This is a genomic window from Mesorhizobium loti CJ3sym, assembly GCF_000472785.1.
GTDB lineage: Bacteria > Pseudomonadota > Alphaproteobacteria > Rhizobiales > Rhizobiaceae > Mesorhizobium > Mesorhizobium loti_E.
Genome location: NZ_AXAL01000027.1, coordinates 70,822 through 94,228 on the forward strand (window position 1 = coordinate 70,822; position 23,407 = coordinate 94,228).

24 protein-coding genes and 1 tRNA gene are annotated in these 23,407 nt (G+C 63.0%); 15 read left to right on the top strand and 10 right to left on the bottom strand.

What is annotated here, in order from left to right; translation table 11 throughout:
* The first annotated feature begins 39 nt into the window (after positions 1-39).
* Positions 40-714 carry a GntR family transcriptional regulator gene (locus tag A3A9_RS0129610; protein WP_027061867.1) on the top strand — a complete coding sequence of 225 codons (675 nt, stop codon included), beginning with the start codon at positions 40-42 and terminating at the stop codon, positions 712-714.
* 29 nt (positions 715-743) lie between these two features.
* Here the strand turns inward: A3A9_RS0129610 and A3A9_RS0129615 are convergent, their stop codons facing one another.
* From A3A9_RS0129615 to A3A9_RS0129640, 6 genes are all read right to left on the bottom strand, one after another.
* Positions 744-1,658, bottom strand: coding sequence for a dihydrodipicolinate synthase family protein (locus A3A9_RS0129615; protein WP_027061868.1), 915 nt, complete (start codon positions 1,656-1,658; stop codon positions 744-746).
* An 11-nt stretch (positions 1,659-1,669) separates the two neighbouring features.
* Positions 1,670-3,382 (bottom strand): L-arabinonate dehydratase, encoded by a 1,713-nt coding sequence (araD, locus tag A3A9_RS0129620; RefSeq protein WP_027061869.1) that lies wholly within the window; start codon positions 3,380-3,382, stop codon positions 1,670-1,672.
* Between the two features lie 14 nt (positions 3,383-3,396).
* Positions 3,397-4,173 (bottom strand): SDR family oxidoreductase, encoded by a 777-nt coding sequence (locus A3A9_RS0129625; protein ID WP_027061870.1) that lies wholly within the window; start codon positions 4,171-4,173, stop codon positions 3,397-3,399.
* 24 nt (positions 4,174-4,197) lie between these two features.
* The gene (araH, locus tag A3A9_RS0129630) at positions 4,198-5,148 is read right to left on the bottom strand and encodes an L-arabinose ABC transporter permease AraH (protein WP_027061871.1); all 951 of its coding nucleotides are present in this window, start codon (positions 5,146-5,148) and stop codon (positions 4,198-4,200) included.
* 11 nt (positions 5,149-5,159) lie between these two features.
* Positions 5,160-6,671, bottom strand: coding sequence for an L-arabinose ABC transporter ATP-binding protein AraG (gene araG, locus A3A9_RS0129635; RefSeq protein ID WP_027061872.1), 1,512 nt, complete (start codon positions 6,669-6,671; stop codon positions 5,160-5,162).
* Positions 6,672-6,740: 69 nt separating this feature from the next.
* Positions 6,741-7,730 (bottom strand): arabinose ABC transporter substrate-binding protein, encoded by a 990-nt coding sequence (locus A3A9_RS0129640; RefSeq protein WP_027061873.1) that lies wholly within the window; start codon positions 7,728-7,730, stop codon positions 6,741-6,743.
* 258 nt (positions 7,731-7,988) lie between these two features.
* Between A3A9_RS0129640 and A3A9_RS0129645 the strand changes: the two genes are divergently transcribed.
* From A3A9_RS0129645 to A3A9_RS0129665, 6 genes are all read left to right on the top strand, one after another.
* Complete coding sequence (locus A3A9_RS0129645) at positions 7,989-8,678, top strand: FadR/GntR family transcriptional regulator (RefSeq protein ID WP_161634552.1); 690 nt, start codon at positions 7,989-7,991, stop codon at positions 8,676-8,678.
* Positions 8,679-8,685: 7 nt separating this feature from the next.
* On the top strand, positions 8,686-9,834 hold the full coding sequence (gene dgoD, locus A3A9_RS0129650) for a galactonate dehydratase (RefSeq protein ID WP_027061875.1): 1,149 nt from the start codon (positions 8,686-8,688) through the stop codon (positions 9,832-9,834).
* A 60-nt stretch (positions 9,835-9,894) separates the two neighbouring features.
* The gene (locus A3A9_RS43080) at positions 9,895-10,155 is read left to right on the top strand and encodes a DUF6985 domain-containing protein (protein WP_051371247.1); all 261 of its coding nucleotides are present in this window, start codon (positions 9,895-9,897) and stop codon (positions 10,153-10,155) included.
* Positions 10,043-10,390: a DUF6985 domain-containing protein gene (locus A3A9_RS46555; protein ID WP_430515901.1), complete on the top strand. Its 348-nt coding sequence runs from the start codon at positions 10,043-10,045 to the stop codon at positions 10,388-10,390. The genes A3A9_RS43080 and A3A9_RS46555 overlap by 113 nt, the downstream gene beginning before the upstream one ends.
* A gap of 154 nt (positions 10,391-10,544) precedes the next feature.
* Positions 10,545-10,898, top strand: a complete 354-nt coding sequence (locus A3A9_RS41925) for a hypothetical protein (RefSeq protein ID WP_051371248.1) — start codon at positions 10,545-10,547, stop codon at positions 10,896-10,898.
* Between the two features lie 46 nt (positions 10,899-10,944).
* A complete protein-coding gene (locus tag A3A9_RS0129665; RefSeq protein WP_033838868.1) occupies positions 10,945-11,364 on the top strand; it encodes a DUF4952 domain-containing protein in 420 nt (139 codons plus the stop codon).
* A gap of 19 nt (positions 11,365-11,383) precedes the next feature.
* Here A3A9_RS0129665 and A3A9_RS41930 read toward each other — a convergent pair whose 3' ends face one another.
* Positions 11,384-12,418, bottom strand: coding sequence for an ATP-grasp fold amidoligase family protein (locus A3A9_RS41930; RefSeq protein ID WP_051371253.1), 1,035 nt, complete (start codon positions 12,416-12,418; stop codon positions 11,384-11,386).
* A gap of 180 nt (positions 12,419-12,598) precedes the next feature.
* Here A3A9_RS41930 and A3A9_RS0129675 point away from each other — a divergent pair, with 180 nt between their 5' ends.
* The 4 genes from A3A9_RS0129675 (at position 12,599) to A3A9_RS0129690 (ending at position 17,008) form a co-directional block, all read left to right on the top strand.
* Positions 12,599-13,777 (top strand): ABC transporter ATP-binding protein, encoded by a 1,179-nt coding sequence (locus tag A3A9_RS0129675; protein WP_082222276.1) that lies wholly within the window; start codon positions 12,599-12,601, stop codon positions 13,775-13,777.
* Positions 13,774-15,003: an ABC transporter permease gene (locus tag A3A9_RS0129680; RefSeq protein WP_027061878.1), complete on the top strand. Its 1,230-nt coding sequence runs from the start codon at positions 13,774-13,776 to the stop codon at positions 15,001-15,003. The genes A3A9_RS0129675 and A3A9_RS0129680 overlap by 4 nt, the downstream gene beginning before the upstream one ends.
* Positions 15,004-15,011: 8 nt before the next feature.
* A complete protein-coding gene (locus A3A9_RS0129685; protein ID WP_027061879.1) occupies positions 15,012-15,839 on the top strand; it encodes an ABC transporter permease in 828 nt (275 codons plus the stop codon).
* Between the two features lie 113 nt (positions 15,840-15,952).
* Entirely contained in the window at positions 15,953-17,008 is a 1,056-nt protein-coding gene (locus A3A9_RS0129690; protein ID WP_027061880.1) for an ABC transporter substrate-binding protein, read from the top strand.
* Positions 17,009-17,134: 126 nt separating this feature from the next.
* Here A3A9_RS0129690 and A3A9_RS0129695 read toward each other — a convergent pair.
* Positions 17,135-17,210 (bottom strand) — tRNA-Ala (locus tag A3A9_RS0129695).
* 172 nt (positions 17,211-17,382) lie between these two features.
* Positions 17,383-17,772 carry a TIGR02300 family protein gene (locus A3A9_RS0129700; protein ID WP_027032688.1) on the bottom strand — a complete coding sequence of 130 codons (390 nt, stop codon included), beginning with the start codon at positions 17,770-17,772 and terminating at the stop codon, positions 17,383-17,385.
* A gap of 206 nt (positions 17,773-17,978) precedes the next feature.
* Here A3A9_RS0129700 and aroA point away from each other — a divergent pair, with 206 nt between their 5' ends.
* From aroA to rpsA, 4 genes are all read left to right on the top strand, one after another.
* A complete protein-coding gene (aroA, locus tag A3A9_RS0129705) occupies positions 17,979-19,337 on the top strand; it encodes a 3-phosphoshikimate 1-carboxyvinyltransferase (protein WP_027061881.1) in 1,359 nt (452 codons plus the stop codon).
* A gap of 86 nt (positions 19,338-19,423) precedes the next feature.
* On the top strand, positions 19,424-19,786 hold the full coding sequence (locus A3A9_RS0129710; protein ID WP_027061882.1) for a hypothetical protein: 363 nt from the start codon (positions 19,424-19,426) through the stop codon (positions 19,784-19,786).
* Positions 19,787-19,851: 65 nt separating this feature from the next.
* Positions 19,852-20,502, top strand: a complete 651-nt coding sequence (cmk, locus tag A3A9_RS0129715; RefSeq protein WP_027061883.1) for a (d)CMP kinase — start codon at positions 19,852-19,854, stop codon at positions 20,500-20,502.
* A 208-nt stretch (positions 20,503-20,710) separates the two neighbouring features.
* On the top strand, positions 20,711-22,408 hold the full coding sequence (rpsA, locus tag A3A9_RS0129720) for a 30S ribosomal protein S1 (protein WP_027061884.1): 1,698 nt from the start codon (positions 20,711-20,713) through the stop codon (positions 22,406-22,408).
* Between the two features lie 117 nt (positions 22,409-22,525).
* Here rpsA and A3A9_RS0129725 read toward each other — a convergent pair whose 3' ends face one another.
* A complete protein-coding gene (locus A3A9_RS0129725) occupies positions 22,526-23,233 on the bottom strand; it encodes an SDR family NAD(P)-dependent oxidoreductase (RefSeq protein ID WP_027061885.1) in 708 nt (235 codons plus the stop codon).
* Positions 23,234-23,407: the final 174 nt, after the last annotated feature.

Here is a 23,407-nt window from a genome sequence, read left to right on the forward strand (position 1 = left end):
AATCTCATCACTTCTGGTGACCGAAGATGTGGATTTGCCATGGACCTGGACCCTTCGACGCTCAATCGGACGTTTCCGTTGCGCGATCAGATCTATCACCAGATCCGCAACCTGATCGTCGTCGGCCAAATGAAGCCGGGGGAAGTCATCAACGAGGTGGCCATCGCCGAAGCCCTCGGCGTCTCACGCACACCGGTGCGCGAAGCGGTCAAGCGCATCAGCGACGAGGGCCTGGTCAATATCCTGGCGCAGACCGGCACCTATGTCGCACCGATCAGCCGGGCCGATCTGGAAGAAGCCTATGTCATCCGCCGCGCCCTGGAGATGGAAAGCGCCAGGCGCGCGGCCGCCAAATTCACGCCGTCAGCCGGCGAACTTCTGGAGGCCAATATGGCGGCGCACCGGCTCGCCATATTGCGCGGCAGATATGCCACCGCGATCCAGCTCGACGACGTCTTCCACCGCACCATTGCCGAGATCTGCGGCCTGCCGAAAATCTGGCGCGCCGTCGACATCTCCAAGGCGCAGATGGATCGGGGCCGCTACCTCGTCATCCCGAAGCCCGGCTATGGCGAACAGACGATCGAGCAGCACGAAGCCATTCTCGACGCGCTGAAACGTCACGACGCCGAGGGCGCCGCACAAGCGATGGAACACCATCTCGAAACGTCTTTACGCAACACGCTCGAGGTCGCTGCTGATCTACTCGGCTGACAGCCGTGGGTGGGCAGACAACCTGTTGGTCAGGAGCTGCCGTGGGGCAATCGGCCCAGGTGAGCAGCAAATCGCGCCACCATCGCAAGTCCAATCTCATTGGGCCGCATCGCCGGCGCCCGATCCTGTATGGCGATGCCGGCGCGAGCGCCAAACAGCCGCTTGCCGTAGCAGATCAGGTTCTCGATACCTTGCATGACGAAGACCGCCGCCGGCAGCATTTTGGCATACTCGGCCTCGGCCGTTGTTTCGTCTCCGGATCGGAACGCCTCGAAGACACGAACGGCATGGTCGATGCAATCCGGTGCCAGGATCATGCCACGGCAGCCGATGCGGAAATTGTCGATCAGTTCGAGCCCGCCGCGCCCGTTGAAGACAGGAATCCGGCCTTCCGTGCGCTCGATCAGGCCGGCAATGTCGGTGACCGGGCCCTCGCCCTTGATCAGCCTGATGTTGGGGTGCTGCGTGACGAGGTCGCGGATTTCGTCGGAAGTCAGGCCACGGCCGAAAAAGACCGGCGCATTCTGGATCGCCACCGGCAGGCCGGTCGCTTCGGCGACACGGCCGAAGAAGCGGATGTATTCCGGCGCGCCGTAGGACCCGGCCGGCGGCGGCTGCAGGATCACCCAGTCGGCGCCAACGCTTTCGGCGTGACGCACCTGCGCGACCTGTTCGGCCACCGATGCGCCAAAGATGGTGAAGGCGAGCGGCACCTTGCCGGCGGTGTCCTCAGCCGTCCAGTCCATGATCGTCCGGCGCTCGGCCTCGGTCAGCTTGGCGACTTCCGTGGCGAGACCGAGGGCCGCCATACCGTGCACGCCGGTCGCCAGGCAGATTTCGACCTGCCTGCGCATCGCCACGCGGTCCAGCCGCTCGTTCTCGTCGAACAGGGCATAGAGAATGGCGTGGATGCCATGGAAATCATCGGGCTGGAAATTCGGCATCGTGGTCAGCCTCAGTGGCTTTCGGGCGGAATGGCGTGGCCACGGCTGCCGACGAGGAAGTCGAGATCGGCGCCGCGATCCGCCTGCAAGACATGCTCGGTGTAAAGGCCCTGGTAGCCGCCACGCATCGCCGGCTCCGGCGGCGTCCAGTGTGTCCGCCGCTCCGCCAGTTCCTCCTCGGAGACCTCGAGATGCAACCTCCGCGCCTCCACATCGAGTTCGATGATGTCGCCGCTGTGGACCAGCGCCAGCGGTCCGCCGATGGCGGCTTCGGGTGCGGCATGCAGCACGACCGTGCCGAAGGCGGTGCCGGACATGCGGGCGTCGGAGATGCGGATCATATCGCACACGCCCTGCTTCAGCAGCTTCTGCGGCAGTGCCATGTTGCCGACCTCGGCCATGCCGGGATAGCCTTTCGGGCCGCAATTCCTGAGCACCATGATCGAGCTCCCGTCGATGTCGAGGGCGGGATCGTCGATGCGGGCCTTGTAGTCGTCGATGTCCTCGAAGACCACGGCGCGGCCCCGATGCTTCATCAGGGCCGGCGTGGCGGCGGACGGTTTGATGATGGCGCCATCAGGCGCCAGATTGCCGCGCAGCACCGCGATGCCGCCGTGCGGCGTCAGCGCCTTGTCGCGCGGGCGGATCACCTCCGGATTGTAGTTCTGGGCGTCCGCGATGTTGTCGCGCAGGGTCCTGCCGGTCACCGTCAGCGCATCGAGATCGAGCATGTCGGCGATCTCTTTCATGACAGCCGGAATGCCGCCGGCGTAGCAGAAATCCTCCATCAGGAAGCGGCCCGACGGCATCAGGTCGAGGATGGTCGGTACGTCGCGGCCAAGGGCATCCCAATCGTCCAGCGTCAAATCCGTGCCGACGCGGCCGGCAATCGCCAAGAGATGCACCACCGCATTGGTCGAGCCGCCAATCGCGCCATTGACGCGGATGGCGTTGGCGAAGGCCGCCTTCGTCAGGATCGCCGACGGCCGCAAATCCTCATTGACCATCTCGACGATGCGCCGCCCGGTCATGCGGGCGATGCGGCTGCGGCGCGCGTCGACGGCGGGATAGGCGGCGTTGCCTGGCAACGCCAGGCCGAGCGCCTCGACCATCGAGGCCATGGTCGAGGCCGTGCCCATGGTCATGCAATGGCCGGGCGAGCGCGACATGGCGCTTTCGGCATTGGCGAAATCCTGTTCGCTCATCACACCGGCGCGCACATCCTCGGAGAATTTCCACACATCGGTACCCGAGCCGATCTCGCGGCCCTGGAAGCGGCCGTTGAGCATCGGTCCACCGGAGATGACGATCGCCGGCAGGTCGCAGGAGGCCGCACCCATGACCAGCGACGGCGTGGTCTTGTCGCAGCCGGCCATCAGCACGACACCGTCCATTGGATTGCCGCGTATCGCCTCCTCGACATCCATCGAGGCGAGATTGCGAAACAGCATTGCCGTCGGCCGCAGATTGGATTCGCCGCAGGAGAAGACCGGGAATTCCAGCGGCAGTCCGCCGGCTTCCAGCACACCGGCCTTGATGTGCTCGATCAGACCGCGAAAATGCACATGGCACGGCGTGAACTCGGAGAAAGTGTTGCAGATGCCGATCACCGGGCGGCCATCGAAGGCATCATCGGGCATGCCGTTGTTCTTCATCCAGCTGCGGTGGATGAAGGCGTCCTTGCCTTGGCCGCCGAACCAGTGCTGCGATCGTCTCTTGGTCATGGTTTTCTCAGCGCTCAGGCGGGATGTTGAAGCTGGCTGAGCCCGCCATCGACGACGAGCGTGGCTGCGTTCATGAACGGGCACTCGTCGGAAATCATGAACACCGCGGCAAGCGCGATCTCGCCGGCCGTGGCGATGCGGCCACCCGGATGCAGCGCCATGGTGTTGGCGCGCGCCGCCGCCGGATCAGGAAAACTGTTCCAGTAGTCGATCGCCTTCTGCGTCTCGACATAGCCAGGCGCCAGCGCATTCACGCGCACGCCCTGCCCCGCATATTCAAGCGCCAGCGATTTGGTCAGCCCAAGCAGCGCGTGCTTGGCGACGGGATAGGGGAAGGTGTGCGGGATGATGGTGAAGCTGTGCGTGGAAGCGATGTTGAGGATGGCGCCGCCGCTTGCGATCATGCCCGGCAGCACCGCCTTGCTGCAATTCCAGGCGCCCTTGACGTTGACGTCGAAATTGCGGTTCCACTCCTCCTCGGTCGCCTCGAGCGGCGTCGAGAACACGTTCATGCCGGCATTGTTGATCAACGCATTGATCGGGCCGATTTCAGCAGCAGCCCGCAGAACGGTAGCGGTGATCGCCGCGCCGTCGCTGATGTCGGCTGTCGCATGCCCGATAGACCCACGCTGTGCGGCGAGGCCGGCGACGGTCTTGTCCAACAACGCGCCGTCGCGGTCGACAAGGAACAGTTTCGCCCCCTCGGCCAGACAGGCCTCGGCGATGGCCAGCCCGATGCCTTGCGCGGCACCGGTCAGGAAGATGCGTTTGCCGGACAGGCGTTCAGCCAAATCAGTCACTCCAGTCGAAGACGGTCAGCGTCGGCCCAAAGCCGAAGAACGCAGATTGTCGAGCAACACCGCCAGGAGCAAAATAACTCCGCGCACGATGTACTGGTAGAAGGCCGGGATGTTAAGCAGGTTCATGGCGTTTTCGGCAATGCCCATGATCAGCACGCCGACGATGACGCCCGACATGGTGGCGCGGCCGCCGGCGAGCGAGACGCCGCCGAGCACGCAGGCCGAGATGACCGAGAGCTCGAGCCCGACGGCGGCATTAGGCTGGCCCGACGTGATGCGCGAGGCCAGCAGGATGCCGGCGATGCCGCAGACGACGCCCTGCAACGCGAAGATCCAGATGCGCGTCCGGTCGACATTGACGCCGGCCAGCCGCGAGGCCTCCGGATTGCCGCCGATGGCCAGCGTGTTCTTGCCGAAGACGGTGCGGTTCAAGATGAAGCCGAAGACGCAGAACAGCACGGCCAAAACCCAGACCGGCGTCGGGATGCCGAGCAATTTCGACAGCGCCAGCTGATAAAAATCCGGGCTGTTGATGCCAACCGCGCGGCCATCGGAGGCGATCAGCGCGAGGCCGCGCACGATCTGCATGGTGGCGAGCGTGGTGATCAGCGCATTGATGCGGAATTTGGCGATGACGACGCCGTTGATGAAGCCGACGAACCCGCCGCAAGCGATCGCCGCCAGGAGGCCGAGCAGGATCGATCCGGTGTAGTTCGACGCCATCACCGCGACCATACCGGCGAAGGCGACGATCGAGCCAACCGACAGGTCGAAGTCGCGCGCGGCGAGACAGAACATCATGGTACAGGCGACGATGCCGACGGTGACCACCGATTGCAGCAGGCCAAGCATGTTGCGATCAGTTAGGAAGTTCGGCACCAGCAGCGACACCAGAGCGAAGGCGACGATGAAGATTACGACGAGGCCCTGTTCGCCGAGTAGGATCTTCTTCAACTGATCGGTCATGGCAAATATCCTCAGGATGCGATCGCGTCGGGGGTTTTGGTGTCAGGAAGAGCGGCGGCCAGGATCGCCTTTTCGGCAAACTGGTCCCGCGAGAATTCGGCGCTGACGCGGCCGCCGCACATCACCAGGATGCGATCGCAGATGCCCATCACCTCCGGCAATTCGGACGAGACGACGACGATCGCCATGCCATCTTCGGCAAGCTGGTAGAGCAGTTCGTAAATTTCCGCTTTGGCGCCGACATCGATGCCGCGTGTCGGCTCGTCGATGATGAGCACTCGCACGCCCTGTTCCGACAGCCAGCGGCCAAGGATGACCTTCTGCTGGTTGCCACCGGACAGGTTGATGATGTCCTGTTTTCGCGACGGCGTGCGCACCTTGAGCTTCTTGATGAAGGTTTCCGCCGTGGCGATCTCGCTGGCGCGGTTCAGGACGCCGAAGCTGGTGTGGTGGCGCCGCGAGGAGATGTTGATGTTCTCCTCAATCGAGCGGCCCTGGATGATGCCGTCATGCTTGCGGTCTTCCGAACACAGCACGATGCCCGCCCGGATCGTGTCATGCGGATCGGCGGCGTGGACCAGCTTGCCATCGACAGTAACGGAGCCGCCGAAGCGCGGGTCGGCCCCGAACACCAGCCGCATCAGTTCGGAGCGCCCGGCACCGATCAGGCCGAAGAAGCCGACGATCTCGCCGGCCCTCGCCTCGAAGCTGGCCGGCGTCTTCAACTTTGCTCCGGACAGGCCTTCGGCCTTCAGTCTGATATCGCCCGCCTTGCGCGGGCGAAAACCCCAGATGTCGGAGATTTCGCGGCCGACCATTTCGGCGACGACCTGGTCACGGGTGACGCCTTTCAGCGATGTGTGATGCGCCGCGAGCTTGCCGTCGCGCAGCACCGTCAGGCTGTCGCAGAGGCGGAACACCTCGTCCAGTCGATGCGAGACATAGATGATGACCTTGCCCTCGCCGCGCAGGCGATCGATGAGCGCAAACAGGATTTCGCTTTCGCGCGACGACAGCGACGAGGTCGGTTCGTCCAGTGCGATGACGCGCGCGTCGAGCATGATCGCCTTGGCGATCTCGACCATCTGGCGCTCGCCGATGGAGAGCGTCTTGACCTTGCGGCTGATGTCGATGTCGATGCCGGCCGATTTCAACTTGGCGCCGACGTCTTCCAGCATCTGGCGGCCGGCGATGATGCCGGCACGGGCGGGAAAACGGCCGAGGCTGAGGTTTTCGGCAACGGTCAGTTCGGGGACGAGTTGCAGTTCCTGGTGGATGACGATGACGCCATTGTCGAAGGCATCGCGGGTCGATGAATAGGCCTGGACCTTGCCGTCGATGCGGATTTCGCCGTCATCGGCATGCTGGTCGCCCGACAGGATCTTGATCAGGGTGGATTTGCCGGCGCCGTTCTCGCCCATCAGGCCATGCACGGCGCCCTTGTCGACGCCGAAGGAGACGCCCGACAGCGCCTTGACGCCCGGATAGGCCTTGGTGATGCGGGAGAAGTCGAGAAAGGACACGGGCCGATCCTTCTTGAGCCATGCAAAACAGGCGGCGGGATGAGCCGCCGCCTGTTTGTACAGGGAGGATTATTCGATGCCGAGACCCTGGCGGACCTTCTGGTAGTCGTCGCGCTTGGCCAGCGCACCGGAGGTCAGGGTCAGCTTCGCCGGCTCCTTGTTGTTGGCGACCCAGTCGTACATGTTGAGTGCTGTCTCGTAGCCGTGACGCTTCGGCGAGATGATCACCGTGCCGACAAAGCCGGTGGCGGTCGGCTTCTTGAACTCGTTGATTGCCGAATCCGCGCCACCGATACCAACGCCGATCACGCTATCGGCGGGAATGCCGACGCTTTCGGAAGCACGAACGGCGCCCAGAACGGCTTCATCGTTGAGACCGAAGGAGACCCACTTCTTGATGTCGGCATGGGCGTTGAGAACGACCGTCGCGGCGTTGAGGGCAGCCTCCGTGTCGGTCTTGGCCTGCGGTGCATCAAAAATGTTCTCGGCCTTGAAGCCGTTCGCCTTCAGCACCGAGATGGCGCCTTCGACACGGTCGACGGCGGTCGGCAGCTGATCGTAGGAGACGCGGATGGCACCGACCTCGTCGGCCTTCCAGCCACGCGCCTTCATCTCGTCGACGATCGCCTGGCCGACGGCCTCGCCGATCTTGGTCGCCGAAATGCCCATATGCGGCACGTCTTCCAACGGCTTGCCATCGGCACCGACCAAACGGTCGTCGACGGTCATGACCTTGAGATTGTTGGCGGCGGCCTTGGCGACGATGCCGGGGCCAAGCTTCACGTCCGGCGTGCAGACGATGAAGCCTTGCGCGCCCTGGGCGCCGAGATTGTCGATCGCCGACATCAGCTTCTCACCGTCCTCGGCGCCGATCTTGACCAGGGTAAAACCCTTTTCCTTGGCGGCCTGGTCGGCGAACTTCCATTCGTCCTGGAACCAAGGCTCCTCGGGCTGTTTGACGATGAAACCGATCTTGGTGTCCTGAGCATATGCAGCAATGGTCGTGACGGACAGCACGGCAAGCGCGCCCGCGACGAGCGCGGTCTTCAAAAGTCGCATGATTACCTCCCAGCGATGGCCGGGCGCTCAGGCCCGGGTGCTGGAGTCTCTAATTGTTTTTATCATACTAGTCAATTGATCTGGTATGATAATTAAGATACATGCTCTGACCAAGGATCGCTGGCGCAAATCTTCCGCATCCGGTAAGGCCGGTCGGGTTGTGCGAGATCGGCGGTTTCGCCGCCTTGGAGGAGGGCTGAGGTGACCGAGACTTCTAAAAAGATACATGGCGATACGCCCATCCGCCGACCGCGCGTCATGCCCGACGTGATCAAGGCAATCGCCTCCGACATCTTTTCCGGACGTTATCCGGCCGGCTCCTCCCTGCCGACCGAAAACGAACTCGGCGTCGAATATGGCGTCAGCCGCACCGTCATCCGCGAGGCCCTCAAGGTGCTGGCCGCCAAGGGGCTTGTGCTGTCGCGGCCGCGCATCGGCACGGTTATATGTGAACAGGACAACTGGAACATCATCGATCCGCAAGTGCTGGCCTGGCACGCACCGCATGCGCTTGACGACAAGCTGTTCGACGCCATCCTCGAGACGCGCCGGGCGATCGAACCGCTGGTCGCCGAACTTGCCGCCACACGCGCGACGCTGCAGGAGATCGCCGATCTCGAAGCGGCATGGCGCGGCATGGCCAACGCCGGCGAGGATCTCGCCGCCTTCTCGCGCTCCGACATCGTCTTCCACCAGATCGTCTATGCCGCGAGCCACAACCCGATCTTCCGCCAGATCGGCAATCTGATCGACACCGGGCTCAAATTCTCCCTGGAAGCCACGGCGACGATATCGCCCGTGCGGCGCGCCGAAGCCGTGGCGGCACATCGCGAGGTGGTCGAGGCGCTGCGCATGCGGGACGCCGAGGCCGCGCGCGGTGCGGCCAACAAAATCCTCGACCTCGCGGCGCGTGACCTCGTCAGCGCCAAGAAACTCAAGAACAACTGAGACCTGCATGAAAATCACCGCGCTCACCACCTACATCGTCCCGCCGCGCTGGCTGTTCCTGAAGATCGAGACCGATGCCGGCGTCACCGGCTGGGGCGAGCCGGTGGTGGAAGGCCGGGCGCTGACCGTCGAGGCGGCGGTCAAGGAACTGGCCGATTATCTCATCGGCAAGGACCCTCGGCTGATCGAAGACCACTGGACGGTGATGCATCGCGGCGGTTTCTACCGTGGCGGGCCGATCCTGATGAGCGCCATTGCTGGCATCGACCAGGCGCTTTGGGACATCAAGGGCAAGGCGCTCGGCGTTCCCGTGCACGAACTGCTCGGCGGCAAATTGCGCGATACGATCAAGGTCTATTCCTGGATCGGTGGCGACCGGCCGGCGGAGGTGGCTGATGGCGCCAGGGAAGTGGTCGCGCGGGGTTTTCAGGCGCTGAAGATGAACGGCACCGAGGAGCTGCAGATCGTCGACAGCCACGACAGAATAGATGCCGCAGTGGAACGCGTCGCCATGGTGCGCGAGGCGGTCGGCCCCAATATCGGCATCGCCGTCGATTTCCATGGCCGCGTGCACCGGCCAATGGCGCGCATGCTGGTCAAGGAGTTGGAGCCCTACCGGCTGATGTTCATCGAGGAGCCGGTGCTCAGCGAAAACCGCGAGGCGCTGAAGGAGATCGCCGCGCTCGGCTCGACGCCGATCGCGCTTGGCGAGCGGCTCTACAGCCGCTGGGACTTCAAGTCGGTGTTCGAGCAAGGCGCCGTCGACATCATCCAGCCCGATCTGTCACATGCCGGCGGCATCACCGAATGCCGCAAGATCGCGGCGATGGCGGAAGCCTATGACATTGCGGTCGCGCCGCATTGCCCGCTCGGGCCGATCGCGCTGGCAGCCTGCCTGCAGCTCGATGCCGTCAGCTACAACTGCTTCATCCAGGAGCAGAGCCTCGGCATCCACTACAACGCCGCCAACGACCTGCTCGACTATGCCGCCAACAAGGACGTCTTCCGCTACGAGGACGGCTATGTCGCCATCCCCGATGGGCCGGGTCTCGGCGTCGAGATCGACGAAGAGTATGTGAAAGAACGCGCCAAGGAGGGCCACCGCTGGCGCAACCCGATCTGGCGCCACAAGGACGGCTCCTTCGCGGAATGGTGAGACAGGCTTCCGCCCTTGCCGGATTGCTGGCAATCTCTGCGCTCGGTTGGAGGAAAGAAGGTGAAGCTCAAGGTTCCCTATTTCGATAATATGGAAATCGAATTGTCCGATGACGACTACGACCCGGACGATCAGCCGGTTGTCGCCGCCCTCAATGCCTTCCTGATGCTCACATCCGACGATCGGCTAGGGGACACTCGACACGTCTATGCCTACTACCGCGATTTCCGGGAAGCTGTCGGTGGCGAGGACTGGATGGACGCCGAAATGGGGGTGCCCGAAAAGCCGGAGGATATCTGGTCGTTCGTTTACCCCCAGTGAGCTTGGCATCTGGCCCGCCGATGACGATGACGACAATCCCTATATTTATCTGGAAGCCAATTGCGGCTGGGAGGAAGACCACGGTCTGTTGCTGGTGTGGCGCAACGGCACAATGCTGACCAGGGTCAGCGGCTTCGATGGCCATCCAACCAATGTGGATGCCGGCGACGGTCGGCAAGAGATCGTCTATCAAGCGGTCGACCCGAGATACACGACACGGGCTGGCGAAAGCTAAGCCGCGCCACAGAAATGCCGATGACTCCTGATTGAAAGGCAGTGTCGAGGATCGGATCGAGTCTTACCGACGGCAAAGCATTCGGTGACTCGTAGGCCAAACAGGCGCCCGCGCCATATTGCGCAGCCATTGCGGAAATCCTGGATCAGAGCGAATGACGGCATTTCCGGAGATGACGAACCGCAAACGCGAGATCGCCAAAGGGCTGGTGCTTCTCGTCCTCGCCGGTTTGAGTTGCGGGCCTGCGCTCGGCGCTGCTCCAAGCAGCACAGGCCCCTCCGTGCCCGACGATGTCCGGGCCTTCATAGACCGCCGTGACGGATGCGATCACTTCCGTGGCGAGGATTCGCCCGACGCCGAACGCAGGGCGCAAATCGACGCGGCGTTGCGGGAGCTTTGCACCGGGACCGATGCAGAGCTGACCCGGCTGAAGCGCGCCTACGCCAGCAATCCAGACGTCCAGAGCCTGCTGGACGACTATGAGATCAATATCGAAACAGGAAACTAGGTCGGCAACAGCGCCCATGAGAGCAGAAACTTTCGCAGCATTGCTGATGGCCTGCATCACCACCGTACCTGCGCACGCGGACCTCGTTTCCGTGCTGGCGCCGGCACAGGCGGTGCAAGGTTGCGGCGACTTCCTGGCACAGATGGGCAAAAAGCCCGCCCATGTCATCTATCTCGGATGCAGCTCCATGCCTGACCGGCAAGGAAAGCCGCTTCAGGCGGTCTATCATGTAGCGGGCCGGTTTGCGGCCGCGGCCGAAGCCGACCTTGTCCGGCACACAGGACTGAACCGGCTCAAACGTTCCTGCTGTCAATGGGATGCGCCTGCCAGTCAGTTCCGCGACGGCAACGGCCGCGAATTCTCCATTACCATGGTCTCCGACGAAACCGTCGTCGCCCGCCGCAGCGAGTGGCGCCAGATCGGGACTTTCGAAATCATTGTCGAGACTTTCACCGAAGACATCTGAAGGCTGCGCCTGACGCGCTTTAGCTCGACAGGCTTTGCACGGGCTGTTTTTCGGCCAGATGAACCGGTACCGGATCGCTGCCATCCCTCCCACATTTTGCAAGAAGCGCCTCGGCGTAGAGTCTGATGAGCCCGGTGTGCCGCCTGCGCAAGAAATCAGCCTGATCGAGCCGCCAGTGCCGCTCGATGCCGGCCATGATGGCGGGATTGCTCCAGGTGGAATAACCACCCGCCGTGTAGACGGTGACCTCACCGGCGAACAGCCGTTCGCTAGTGACGAGGAAATCGACCCTGACATAATCGAGATCGCCGGCGATACGCGGAGCAATGGCGGCTGCCTGGCGAATGCATTCGGACAGGCGCGGGGTCACCGGAAGCGCCTGATCCTCCCGGGGATAATCGATGTCGCGGCCGGGCAAGGGATTGCCGGCGGGATCGAACATGCGCGACATCAGGAGCTTCTTGTCCTCGGCCCTGACAAAACAGACGACACCGCTGCACATGTGAACCTTGATTTCGGTGGCGATCTCGCCACCGGCGAGCGGCAGCATCTCCTCGACCAGTATTTCAGGCACGATCGGCCAATAGCCCCATTCGCTGTTGTAGCGTCCCTGGCGTTTGGCAAGCCACCCCCTCGCCTCACCCACAACGGTGGCGCGATCCGGCTGGCCGCCTGAAACGACGATGTTCATGTCGCAGCCATGGTTGGCCTTGACGATGACATCGCCCGCAAGCAGGGCGGCCGGTATCGTGTTGGGATCGCGGCCCCGCCACAGCGTCCTGGGCACCGGCAGATCGGGGCAGATGCTTCGGATGTAATCCTTCGAGGCAAGCTTGTCCGACAGCGTGACGAACAGCGGATTGTGGTCGATCAGCCGGCGCCAAAGCATGCACTCATTGTACCGCTGCGGTGCGGCGGGATTGGGCAGGTAGCGGAGTTTTCTCGCGAAGCGCGCGACAAGCAGCGGATGCCGAAGCGTGATGACGAGCCGCGCCACAGCCAGAACGATGCGATGTTTCAGCGAAAGCTCGGCGTTTGCCTTCAAGCTGGCCAATCGGGGCTGACGCTCCCCTAGCAAATCTATTCGCTTGATCACCGTCTTACCCCTGCCCAACCCGGCGCAAATAAGCACCGACGCGCCGTGCCGGCAAGTTGACACCGCATGCTGGTCAACAGCTTGCTATTTCGGACTGGACCGGCAACATCCGCAACGACTTCGTTCCAGAGGGGGATCATGAACGAGCAGCCTTCGGCCCTTGCCGGCCATTTGGATGCCGGACAGCGGCCGCCCCAGGATGCCCAGGCACAGCCGGCCCACGATGCCGCGGCCGCGCCGATCGTCCAATTCCGAGATGTCAGCAAGACCTATGACGGGCTGGGTAACGTCATTGACAGGCTCAACCTCGATATCGGGCGCGGCGAATTCCTGACGCTGCTCGGGCCCTCCGGTTCGGGCAAGACGACACTGCTGATGATGCTGGCCGGATTTGAGAACCCGACCGAGGGCGACCTGCTGCTTGACGGCCGGTCGCTCGACCACACCCCGGCCCACCGGCGCAATATGGGGATCGTGTTCCAAAGCTATGCGCTGTTTCCGCATATGAGCGTGCGTCGGAATATCGGCTATCCTCTGCTGCAGCGCGGCATGGCCAAGGCCGAGATCGCGCGGCGGGTCGACGAGGCGCTGCGCATGATCCATCTGGACGGCTTCGGCGAGCGGCTGCCGGCACAGCTTTCCGGCGGCCAGCAGCAACGCGTGGCGCTTGCCCGCGCGCTCGTCTTCAGGCCAGACATTGTCCTGATGGACGAGCCGCTGGGGGCGCTGGACAAGCAGTTGCGCGAAGAGATGCAGATCGAGATCAAGCATCTTCATGCGGCGCTCGGCGTGACGGTTCTCTATGTCACGCACGACCAGTCGGAGGCGCTGACCCTGTCGGACAGGATCGCGGTGCTGGACAAGGGCGTAATCCTGCAGGTCGGAACGCCTGAACAGATCTACGAAACGCCGAACTCCTCCTTCGTCGCCAACTTCATCGGCGAGATGAACAATTTTCCCGGCACGGTGCGCGAGGACGAGGGCGTCTGCATGGTTGAACTCGACTGCGGCGTCACCGTCCAGGCCACCAATGCGATCGCAGCGAAGCCGGGCATGCGCGTCAACGTCGCGGTGCGGCCAGAGCAGACAATTCTCAGCCAGCCGAAGGCGGATGACACGGGCGCGATACCGGCGACCGTGCGCTCGAAGATCTACCATGGCGATCATCTACGCTATGAAATCGAGGTCGACGGCTGCGCCGACATCATGGCAAGGACGACGGTCGCAGCACCCGAGCGGTTGTCGGTCGGCGCACGCGTCGCGTTGCGTTGGGCGGCGGGCAGCGCCCGCGTGCTGGATGCAAGGCAGGCGCGATGACGGCTGCCAGCCCAGCAGCGATGACCGATCTGCGTGCCGGCCTGCGCCGCGCCGAGCGGAGGCGCCAGGTGCGCGCCTTCGGGCTGGTGACGCCACTGCTTGCCTTCATGCTGGCAATCTTCGTGCTGCCGATCGCCTCGACGCTGCTGTTTTCGATTTCGAGCACGGAGATGAAAACGGCACTGCCGCGAACGACCGCGGCACTGGCCAACTGGAGCGGCGATGCCCTGCCCGATGAAACCACCTATGCCGCGCTCGCCGCCGATCTGGCGCAAGGCTACGCGGCAAAAACGGTCGCCGGCATCGCAACGCGACTCAATCAGGAGATACCGGGCTTGCGCAGCCTGGTGATGCAGACCGCGCGCAAAGCCGAAACGTTGCCCCCTCCTTACAGGGCAGCCTTCGCGGCGGTCGATCCGCGTTGGGAGGATGTCGCCACATGGCGGGCCATGAAGTCGGCCGCCGGGCCGCTTACGCCGCGCTATCTGCTGCAGGTGCTCGATCTCGAACGGGAATGGGATGGCAGCATCGTCAGCGTCGCGCCGGACCGCGCTGTCTACATCACCTATCTCACACGCACCTTCTGGATGAGCATCGTCGTCACGCTGCTGTGCGTCGCCATCGGCTATCCCCTGGCTTTTTATGCCGCGCACTGCCGACCGTTCGCCAGGCGCCTGGTGCTTGGCTCGGTGCTGCTGCCGTTCCTGGTTTCCGTACTGGTGCGAACGGCCGCCTGGATCGTCGTGCTGCAGAAGAACGGCATCGTCAACAGCCTGCTTGTCTGGCTTGGGATCGTCGACCAGCCGGTGCAACTCATCTTCGATCGCTTCGGCGTCTATGTCGTGATGGTGCATGTGCTGCTGCCATTCCTGGTGCTGCCGCTCTACAGCGTCATGAGAACCATTCCCGCGCTGCATATGCGCGCCGCCAGTTCGCTAGGCGCCACGCCGCTGTCGGCTTTCCTCAGCGTCTACCTGCCGCAATCGCTGCCCGGGCTCGGCGCCGGCGCGATGCTCGTCTTCATCCTGTCGCTTGGCTACTACACCACGCCGGCGCTGGTCGGCGGCCCCGGCGACCAGATGCTGAGTTCGCTGGTGACCGAGTTCGCGCTGGAGATCGGCAATTGGGGCATGGCCAGTGCCGCCGCCACATTGCTGCTTATCTCGACACTGGTCAGCTATCTCACCTTCTCCAGGCTGTTTCGCGCACGCGGTTTCCTGCCGTGAGCACGGTCATGACCTCCTCGCGTGCTTACCGCACCTGGCAGCAGCGGCTGGGCGGCGTCGCCTTGCGCATCCTCGTGGTGCTCGCATGCGCCTTCCTGGTCCTGCCAATCGTCGCCATCATCCCGATCTCGTTCAGCTCGGGCACATTCCTCAGCTATCCGCTGCCGGGATTGTCGCTGCGCTGGTACGAACAGGTGCTGCAGCTGTCGCCTTGGCTCACGGCGTTGAGGAACAGTTTGATCGTGGCGAGTGTTGCGACCATCATCGCCACGGTGCTGGGCACGACGGCCGCTTGCGGGCTGGCATTGGCGAGGTTTCCCGGGCGCGGGATCGTGATCGCCATCTTCCTGTCGCCGCTGATCGTTCCGCCCATCATCATCGCGCTCGGGGTCTATTTCCTCTATGCCCGTATTGGTCTGGCCGGAACATTCACCGGCCTGATCCTGGCGCATGCGGTGCTTGGGGCGCCGTTCGTGGTGATCACCGTCATGGCCACGCTGCATGGCTTCGACCGCCAGTTGCTGCGTGCCTCGCGGAGTTGCGGCGCAACGCCACTCACCACCTTCCGCATGATAACGCTGCCGATCATCGCACCGGGCGTGCTGTCGGGCGCGGTTTTTGCCTTCATCACCTCCTTCGACGAGGTGGTGGTTGCGCTGTTCATCGCCTCGCCGGCGCAATTCACGCTGCCGCGCCAACTCTTCGCCGGCCTGCGCGACCAGCTTGAACCGTCGATCGTGGCCGTCGCCACCTTGCTGATCGCCTGCACGCTGATTTTCCTGGGATTGTTCGAGATCCTGCGCCGCCACGCCTTGCGCGGTCTGGGCAAGGCCTGACGCGCCAGATTTTTGGGGTATCCTCCCAAAAATCGTCACGCAGCGTCGCGCGGCATACGCTACCAAGATAGGGGCGGGCGACCATGGAAGGTCCGCGAAATGGGGGATCTGATATGAAGGGTTTCGTCGGGAGTGTGTTGTTGGCAGCCGTGCTGAGCATCGCGCAGCAAGGCCTGGCACAGGCGCGGGATTTCACCGTGACGGCCTGGGGCGGCGCGGTTCAGGACGCCAAGCGCAACATCTACTTCACGCCCTTCGGCATGGAGAAAGGCATCAAGGTTCTCGACGACGTCTATGAAGGCGGCTGGGCGCCGTTCAAGGCGATGCAGGATACCGGCGTCGTGCCCTGGGATGTCGTCCAGGTCGAGACCGCCGAGCTGGTGCGCGGCTGCGAGGAAGGCATCTTCGCGCCGCTCGATTGGTCGAAGATCGGCGACAAGAAGGATTTCGTGCCCTACGCGGTTTCGCAATGCGGTGTCGGCACGACGGCCTGGTCGATCGTCATCGCCTACAACAAGGACAGCGTGAAAGAGGGCCCGGCAACGGTGCAGGACTTCTTCAATCTTCAGAAATGGCCAGGCAAGCGCGCCATGCGCCGGGGACCGAAGATCAACCTCGAATTTGCCCTGATGGCCGACGGCGTGGCACCCGCCGACGTCTACAAGGTGCTGTCGACGCCGCAAGGCATCGACCGCGCCTTCGCCAAGCTCGACACGATCAAACCGCAGATTCAGTGGTGGAAGGCCGGCGCGCAGCCGACGGAGTGGCTGGCATCAGGCGACGTCGCCTTGGCGCTCGCCTACAATGGCCGGGTTTCCGCGGCGCTGGACGAGGGCAAGCATTTCGGCATTGTCTGGCAAAATACCCAGTATGATGTCGACGCCTGGGCCATTCCCGCCAAGTCGCCCTACATCGAGCTCGCTCACCAATTCATCAAATATGCGTCCGACCCGAAACGGCAGGCCGATTTCACCAACATCTTCGCATACGGGACGACGATCAACGGCGCCGACAAATTCATCAAGCCCGAGCGCATCACGCTGCTGCCGGCCGGCGACAACCTCAAGACCGGCCTGCATATCGGCAGCGAAGAGGCCCGCGCCTTCTGGCTCGACCACCTGGAGGAGCTCAACGAGCGCTTCAACAGCTGGTCGGGGACTTCGGAGTAGGCGGGGAGGCGCTTGCGCGGTCGGCGAACAATTCGCCGGCTGCCTGTAGGTCCGTGTCTTTTTCAAAGGACGCTCAAGGTCAGAAGAACCTTCGGCGGGCGTCAGTACTGAAAGCTGAAGACTGTTTGGTGGAGCCAATCGGGATCGAACCGACGACCTCTTGAATGCCATTCAAGCGCTCTCCCAACTGAGCTATGGCCCCACTTCCGGCAGTCAGCCGGCGCCGTTTCCGGCGAAGAGATCAGCGCGGGTTGGAACACCGCGCCGTTAGTGCAGGCGGCTTCTAACCCCGCCTATCCCAGATATCAAGCCTGAACACCGGCTTTTTATTGCAACGTCGCGAAAGCCGGCAAACGCCTTTCGCCAAAGGCCGATCAGACCTCGTCGTCGTCGTCGCCAACGCCGATCATGTCGGCGACATCGTCGTCTTCTTCCTCTTCGTCGGCAAGGAAGGTGTCATCCTCGTCGTCGCCCAGGTCGACATCGTCTTCGTCGTCGCCGAGATCCGGCAGATCGTCACCCTTGACGTCCTCGTCGGCCTCTTCGAGCGACACGACCTCGACGCCTTCCTCTTCCTCGGCGTCCACTTCCTTCTCGGCAACTTCCTCTTCCTCTTCGATGGCGGCGATCTTGCCGTCCTCGAAATAGGAACGCGGATAGGTCTTGCCGGTGTAGGGCGAGACGATCGGGTCTTTGTTCAGGTCGTAGAATTTCCGGCCCGTTTCAGGGTCGACACGCTTTGTGCCAAGTTCGTTTTTTGCCACGTCGAGCCTCGTCAATAAAAGAGTGGTCCCCTTAACCACAGTTTGCAGCGCTGTCAAAGCGAAAAGCCGGCGTCACAAAACCAAGCACTGAAAGGCCTCGCGCCAAGTGACGACCATGGGGATGACCATTTCGCCCCGCCGTGATACGAGACCGCCGCAACAAATGAAAAGCGCCGGCGCGCCGGCAATCCGTCCAGGGAAATTCCATGTCTCACGCCGCCGCCCCCAAGCCGGCCACCGCCCGTAAATCATCCGCCCTTTCCGGCACGGCCCGCGTGCCGGGCGACAAGTCGATCTCCCACCGCTCCATGATGTTCGGCGGCCTCGCCTCGGGCGAAACCCGCGTCACCGGCCTGCTCGAAGGCGAGGACGTGATGCGCACGGCTGCCGCCATGAAGGCGATGGGCGCGCATATAGAGAAGCACGGCGCCGAGTGGGTGATCCGCGGCACCGGCAATGGCGCACTCTTGCAGCCGGAAGGCCCGCTCGATTTCGGCAATGCCGGCACCGGCTCGCGGCTCACCATGGGCCTTGTCGGCACCTATGACATGGAAACGACCTTTATCGGCGATGCCTCGCTTTCCGGCCGGCCGATGGGCCGCGTGCTCGAACCCTTGCGCCAGATGGGCGTGCAGGTGCTGAAGGCCACACCCGGCGATCGCATGCCGATCACGCTGCATGGCCCCAAGCACGCCGCCCCGATCACCTACCGCGTGCCGATGGCCTCGGCGCAGGTCAAATCGGCGGTGCTGCTCGCCGGCCTCAACACGCCGGGCATCACCACCGTCATCGAACCCGTGATGACGCGCGACCACACCGAAAAGATGCTGAAGGGCTTTGGTGCAAACCTCTCGGTCGAGACCGACGAACGCGGCGTGCGCCACATCTTCATCGAAGGCCAGGGCAAGCTGACCGGCCAGACGATCGCCGTACCCGGCGACCCGTCCTCGGCCGGCTTCCCACTGGTGGCGGCTCTCATCGTGCCGGGTTCCGACATCATCATCGAAAACGTGCTGATGAACCCCACGCGCACCGGGTTGCTCCTCACTTTGCAGGAAATGGGCGGCAAGATCGACATTTTGAACCCGCGCAACGCCGGCGGCGAGGATGTCGCCGATCTGCGGGTGCGTTACTCCGAACTCAAGGGCGTCGCCGTGCCGCCAGAGCGGGCGCCGTCGATGATCGACGAATATCCGGTGCTGGCTGTTGCCGCGAGCTTCGCCGAAGGCGAGACGCTGATGCAGGGGCTGGAAGAGCTGCGTGTGAAGGAATCAGACCGGCTGTCGGCGGTCGCCAACGGCCTAAAGCTCAACGGCGTCGATTGCACCGAGGGCGAAGCGTCGCTTGCCGTGCGCGGCAAACCAGGCGGCAAGGGCCTTGGCGGCCATCCCAATGGCCAGGACACGACGGTGCAGACCCATCTCGACCACCGCATCGCGATGAGCTTTCTGGTCATGGGGCTGGCAACGGAAAAGCCGGTGACCATCGATGACGCTGCCATGATCGCGACCAGTTTTCCGGAGTTCATGGGGCTGATGACGGGGCTGGGCGCGCAGATTTCTTGAACCTGGAATTGCCGTCAAATTTGGCTACGAACTCAATTGTTCTTTAAGGTCGGCCCTTCAAGGTCGTACGAACATTGGGGAGAGCCATGAGTATTCTTGCCTCGATTTTGCTTGCGGTCGTCGCAGGTGTCGTTTTGATCATCGCGAAGGCCATATCCGTGGCCAAGTTGATCAATGAGCGGAACTATTCACTCATACGCTTCGGCTTGATCGGGGGATCTTGGGTCGGGCTTACCATTGCGAGCATGGGTTCATCTTGCGGGCCGATAGGGTGTACGTACGGCCTGCACTTCGGTTGGGTGCTCGAACTTATAAAAATCAACATGCAACCAAAGGCGATATTTTTCGCAATGGGTGGCTATGCGATCCTCAGTGTATATTTTTTCGGCCATGTACTGGGTTGGGTATTCTACCTGTTTAGGACAATTGCGCGGCCAGTTTCGCGTTGAAAGGGCTTCCTCAAACCCCATAGTGGCATATTGCATTGAGGCCGGTTCTCGGCTTGTTGTCGTCAATGACTTCGACCTTCACCATCGCTATCGACGGACCCGCCGGCGCCGGCAAGGGCACGCTCGCCCGGCGGCTCGCCGACCACTACCGGCTGAACCTGCTCGACACCGGCCTCACCTATCGAGCGGTCGCCTACGCACTCATCCAGTACGCGTTGCCGCTCGACAATGTCTCCGCTGCCGAAACGGCTGCCCGCCAGGTCGATTTGGCCAAGCTCGACCGTACGGTGCTGTCCGCCCATGCCGTCGGCGAGGCGGCCTCGAAGATCGCGGTTTTCCCGACGGTGCGGCGCATCCTGGTCGAAAAGCAGCGCGACTTTGCCAGGACGCCGCCCGGCGCAGTGCTGGACGGTCGTGATATCGGCACCGTCGTCTGCCCCGAGGCCGACATCAAGCTCTATGTGACCGCCAGTGCGGAAGTGCGGGCAAGGCGCCGGCTGGCCGAGATCGAAAGCATCGGCGGCACCGCCAATTTCGCCGAAATTCTGGCCGACATCGTGCGCCGCGACGAGCGCGACATGGGCCGTGCCGACTCGCCGCTGATGCCGGCCGCCGACGCGCACTTGCTTGATACCAGCGAAATGGCTATAGAAGCCGCGTTTCTTGCGGCCATGGCGATCGTTGATGACGTGCTGGCCAGGAGAAACAAGGCCTGATCCGGGTTTTCTCCCGTGTTTCCGTTGCCGGAAGTGCAGAAAATACCCATATCGGGCACGAACCAGTCTGCCAGCATTCTTCATGCGCCGGAATTGCCGCCTAGAAAGCGGCCCAGGGCTTTTTTAGCCCGGAACGCCGGCAGGCCAACGCAACGCTAACCCACGGCGCCCGTCCCGCTTCTAGATGCGGGGCACTCCAGGAGAAAATATGTCAGCTGCAAATCCCACTCGCGACGATTTCGCGAGCCTGCTTGAAGAATCATTTACCGCCGGCCATTCCGGCGAAGGCCAGGTCGTGAAGGGCATCATCACCGCCATTGAAAAAGACATGGCGATCATCGACGTCGGCCTCAAGGTCGAAGGCCGCGTGCCGCTGAAGGAATTCGGCGTCAAGGGCAAGGACACCACCCTCAAGGTCGGTGACACCGTCGAGGTCTATGTCGAGCGCATCGAGAACGCGCTTGGCGAAGCGATGCTATCGCGTGAAAAGGCCCGCCGCGAAGAGAGCTGGGTCCGTCTCGAAGAGAAGTTCACCAAGGGTGAGCGCGTCGAAGGCGTCATCTTCAACCAGGTCAAGGGCGGCTTCACCGTCGACCTCGACGGCGCCGTGGCCTTCCTGCCGCGCAGCCAGGTCGATATCCGCCCGATCCGCGACGTCTCCCCGCTGATGCACAACCCGCAGCCCTTCGAGATCCTCAAGATGGATCGCCGCCGCGGCAACATCGTGGTGTCGCGCCGCACCGTGCTCGAGGAGAGCCGCGCCGAACAGCGTTCGGAAATCGTGCAGAACCTCGAAGAAGGCCAGGTTGTCGAAGGCGTCGTCAAGAACATCACCGACTACGGTGCGTTCGTCGACCTCGGCGGCATCGACGGTCTGCTGCATGTCACTGACATGGCATGGCGCCGCGTCAACCATCCGACCGAAATCCTAAACATCGGTCAGACGGTCAAGGTGCAGATCATCCGCATCAACCAGGAAACCCACCGCATCTCGCTCGGCATGAAGCAGCTCGAGAGCGATCCGTGGTCCGAGATCGGCACCAAGTTCCCGATCGGCAAGAAGATCAAGGGTACCGTCACCAACATCACCGACTACGGCGCGTTCGTCGAGCTGGAGCCGGGCATCGAAGGCCTCATCCACGTTTCGGAAATGTCGTGGACCAAGAAGAACGTGCATCCCGGCAAGATCCTGTCGACGACGCAGGAAGTCGACGTGGTGGTGCTCGAGGTCGATCCGGCCAAGCGCCGCATTTCGCTCGGCCTCAAGCAGACGCTGGAAAACCCATGGGAAGCCTTCGCGCGTACCCATCCGGTCGGCAGCCAGGTCGAGGGCGAGGTCAAGAACAAGACAGAGTTCGGCCTGTTCATCGGCCTGGAAGGCGACGTGGACGGCATGGTGCACCTTTCCGACCTCGACTGGACCCGTCCGGGCGAGCAGGTCATCGAAGAGTACAATCGCGGCGACATGGTCAAGGCGCAGGTGCTCGACGTCGACATCGACAAGGAGCGCATCTCGCTCGGCATCAAGCAGCTGGCCAAGGATACGGTCGGCGAAGCGGCCAACAGCGGCGAACTGCGCAAGAACGCCGTCGTCACCTGTGAAGTCATCGGCGTCAAGGATGGCGGTCTGGAAGTGCGGCTGGTCGAAAGCGGCATCGAGACCTTCATCAAGCGCTCCGACTTGAGCCGCGACCGCGACGAGCAGCGCCCCGAGCGCTTCACCGTCGGCCAGAAGGTCGACGCCCGCGTCATCGCCTTCGACAAGAAGACCCGCAAGCTGCAGGTCTCGATCAAGGCGCTGGAAATCGCCGAAGAGAAGGAAGCCGTTGCTCAGTATGGCTCGACCGACTCCGGCGCTTCGCTGGGCGACATCCTGGGTGCCGCGCTGAAGAAGCAGGGCAGCTAAGGCCGCCGCGCGCCCCGGCGCGCGACGTCACCTCATACAAAACCCCGCCGGAGCGATCCGGCGGGGTTTTTCTCTGTTTATGTCTTACGTCTGAAACTGAAGAATTGTGCCTATGACTCAGGCCCGGCCGTAAAGCGGCACCAGCGTACCGCTCATCGCCTGGTTGGCGGGCGAGGCGAGATAGGCGATGGCTTCGGCCGCGGCTTCGAGGCTGACCCATTTGGTGAAATCCGCATCAGGCATGTCGGCGCGGTTCGCCGGCGTGTCGAGCGTCGACGGCGCCACGGCATTGACCAGGATGCCCTTGGCTTTGAGCTCTTCCGCCATCGCCACCGTCATGGCGGCCACCGCCGCCTTGCTGGCCGTGTAGGCGACCATGCCGGCGCCGCGCCTGGGGTCGAGCCCGGCGCGCGCGGTGACATTGACAATGCGGCCTGCGGTGCCTGACGCCAGCATCGAGCGAACAGCCGCGCGGCTGCACAGGAAGGTGGTGCGGGCGTTGGTGTCCATCATCTCGGCAAAGGACGCCGATTCGATCTTTTCCACCGGCGCCATGGTAAAGCCGCCGGCGAGATGGATCGATCCCCACAAGGCAGGCACCTGAGCATAGAAGGCTTCAACTTTGGCGGAGTCCGACAGGTCGACATTGTGCGCCAGCTTGACGCTTGCATGCTCGGCGAAGGGAAAATGCTGCGGCGCCGCGGCGTGCGCGTTCGGGACGTGGCAGATCGCGCCCTGTTCCAGCAGCCGGCCAACAACCGCACCGCCGAGCGCGCCGGTTCCACCGGTCACAACGATATGCCTGCCTTCAAGTGTTTCCATCATCCTGGACCGATCCTGTCATTTTTTTATAATTATGTTGATTGCCGCGCCCGACGCGAAGCGTCGCGCCTTTCGCGCGATCACTCAATTGATATCTCGACATGGCAGCTGTTGCGTCTTTGCATGCGTCAGGCCGCATAAACGACTATGCCGGCAGCCACGCGGCTGTAGTCGTAC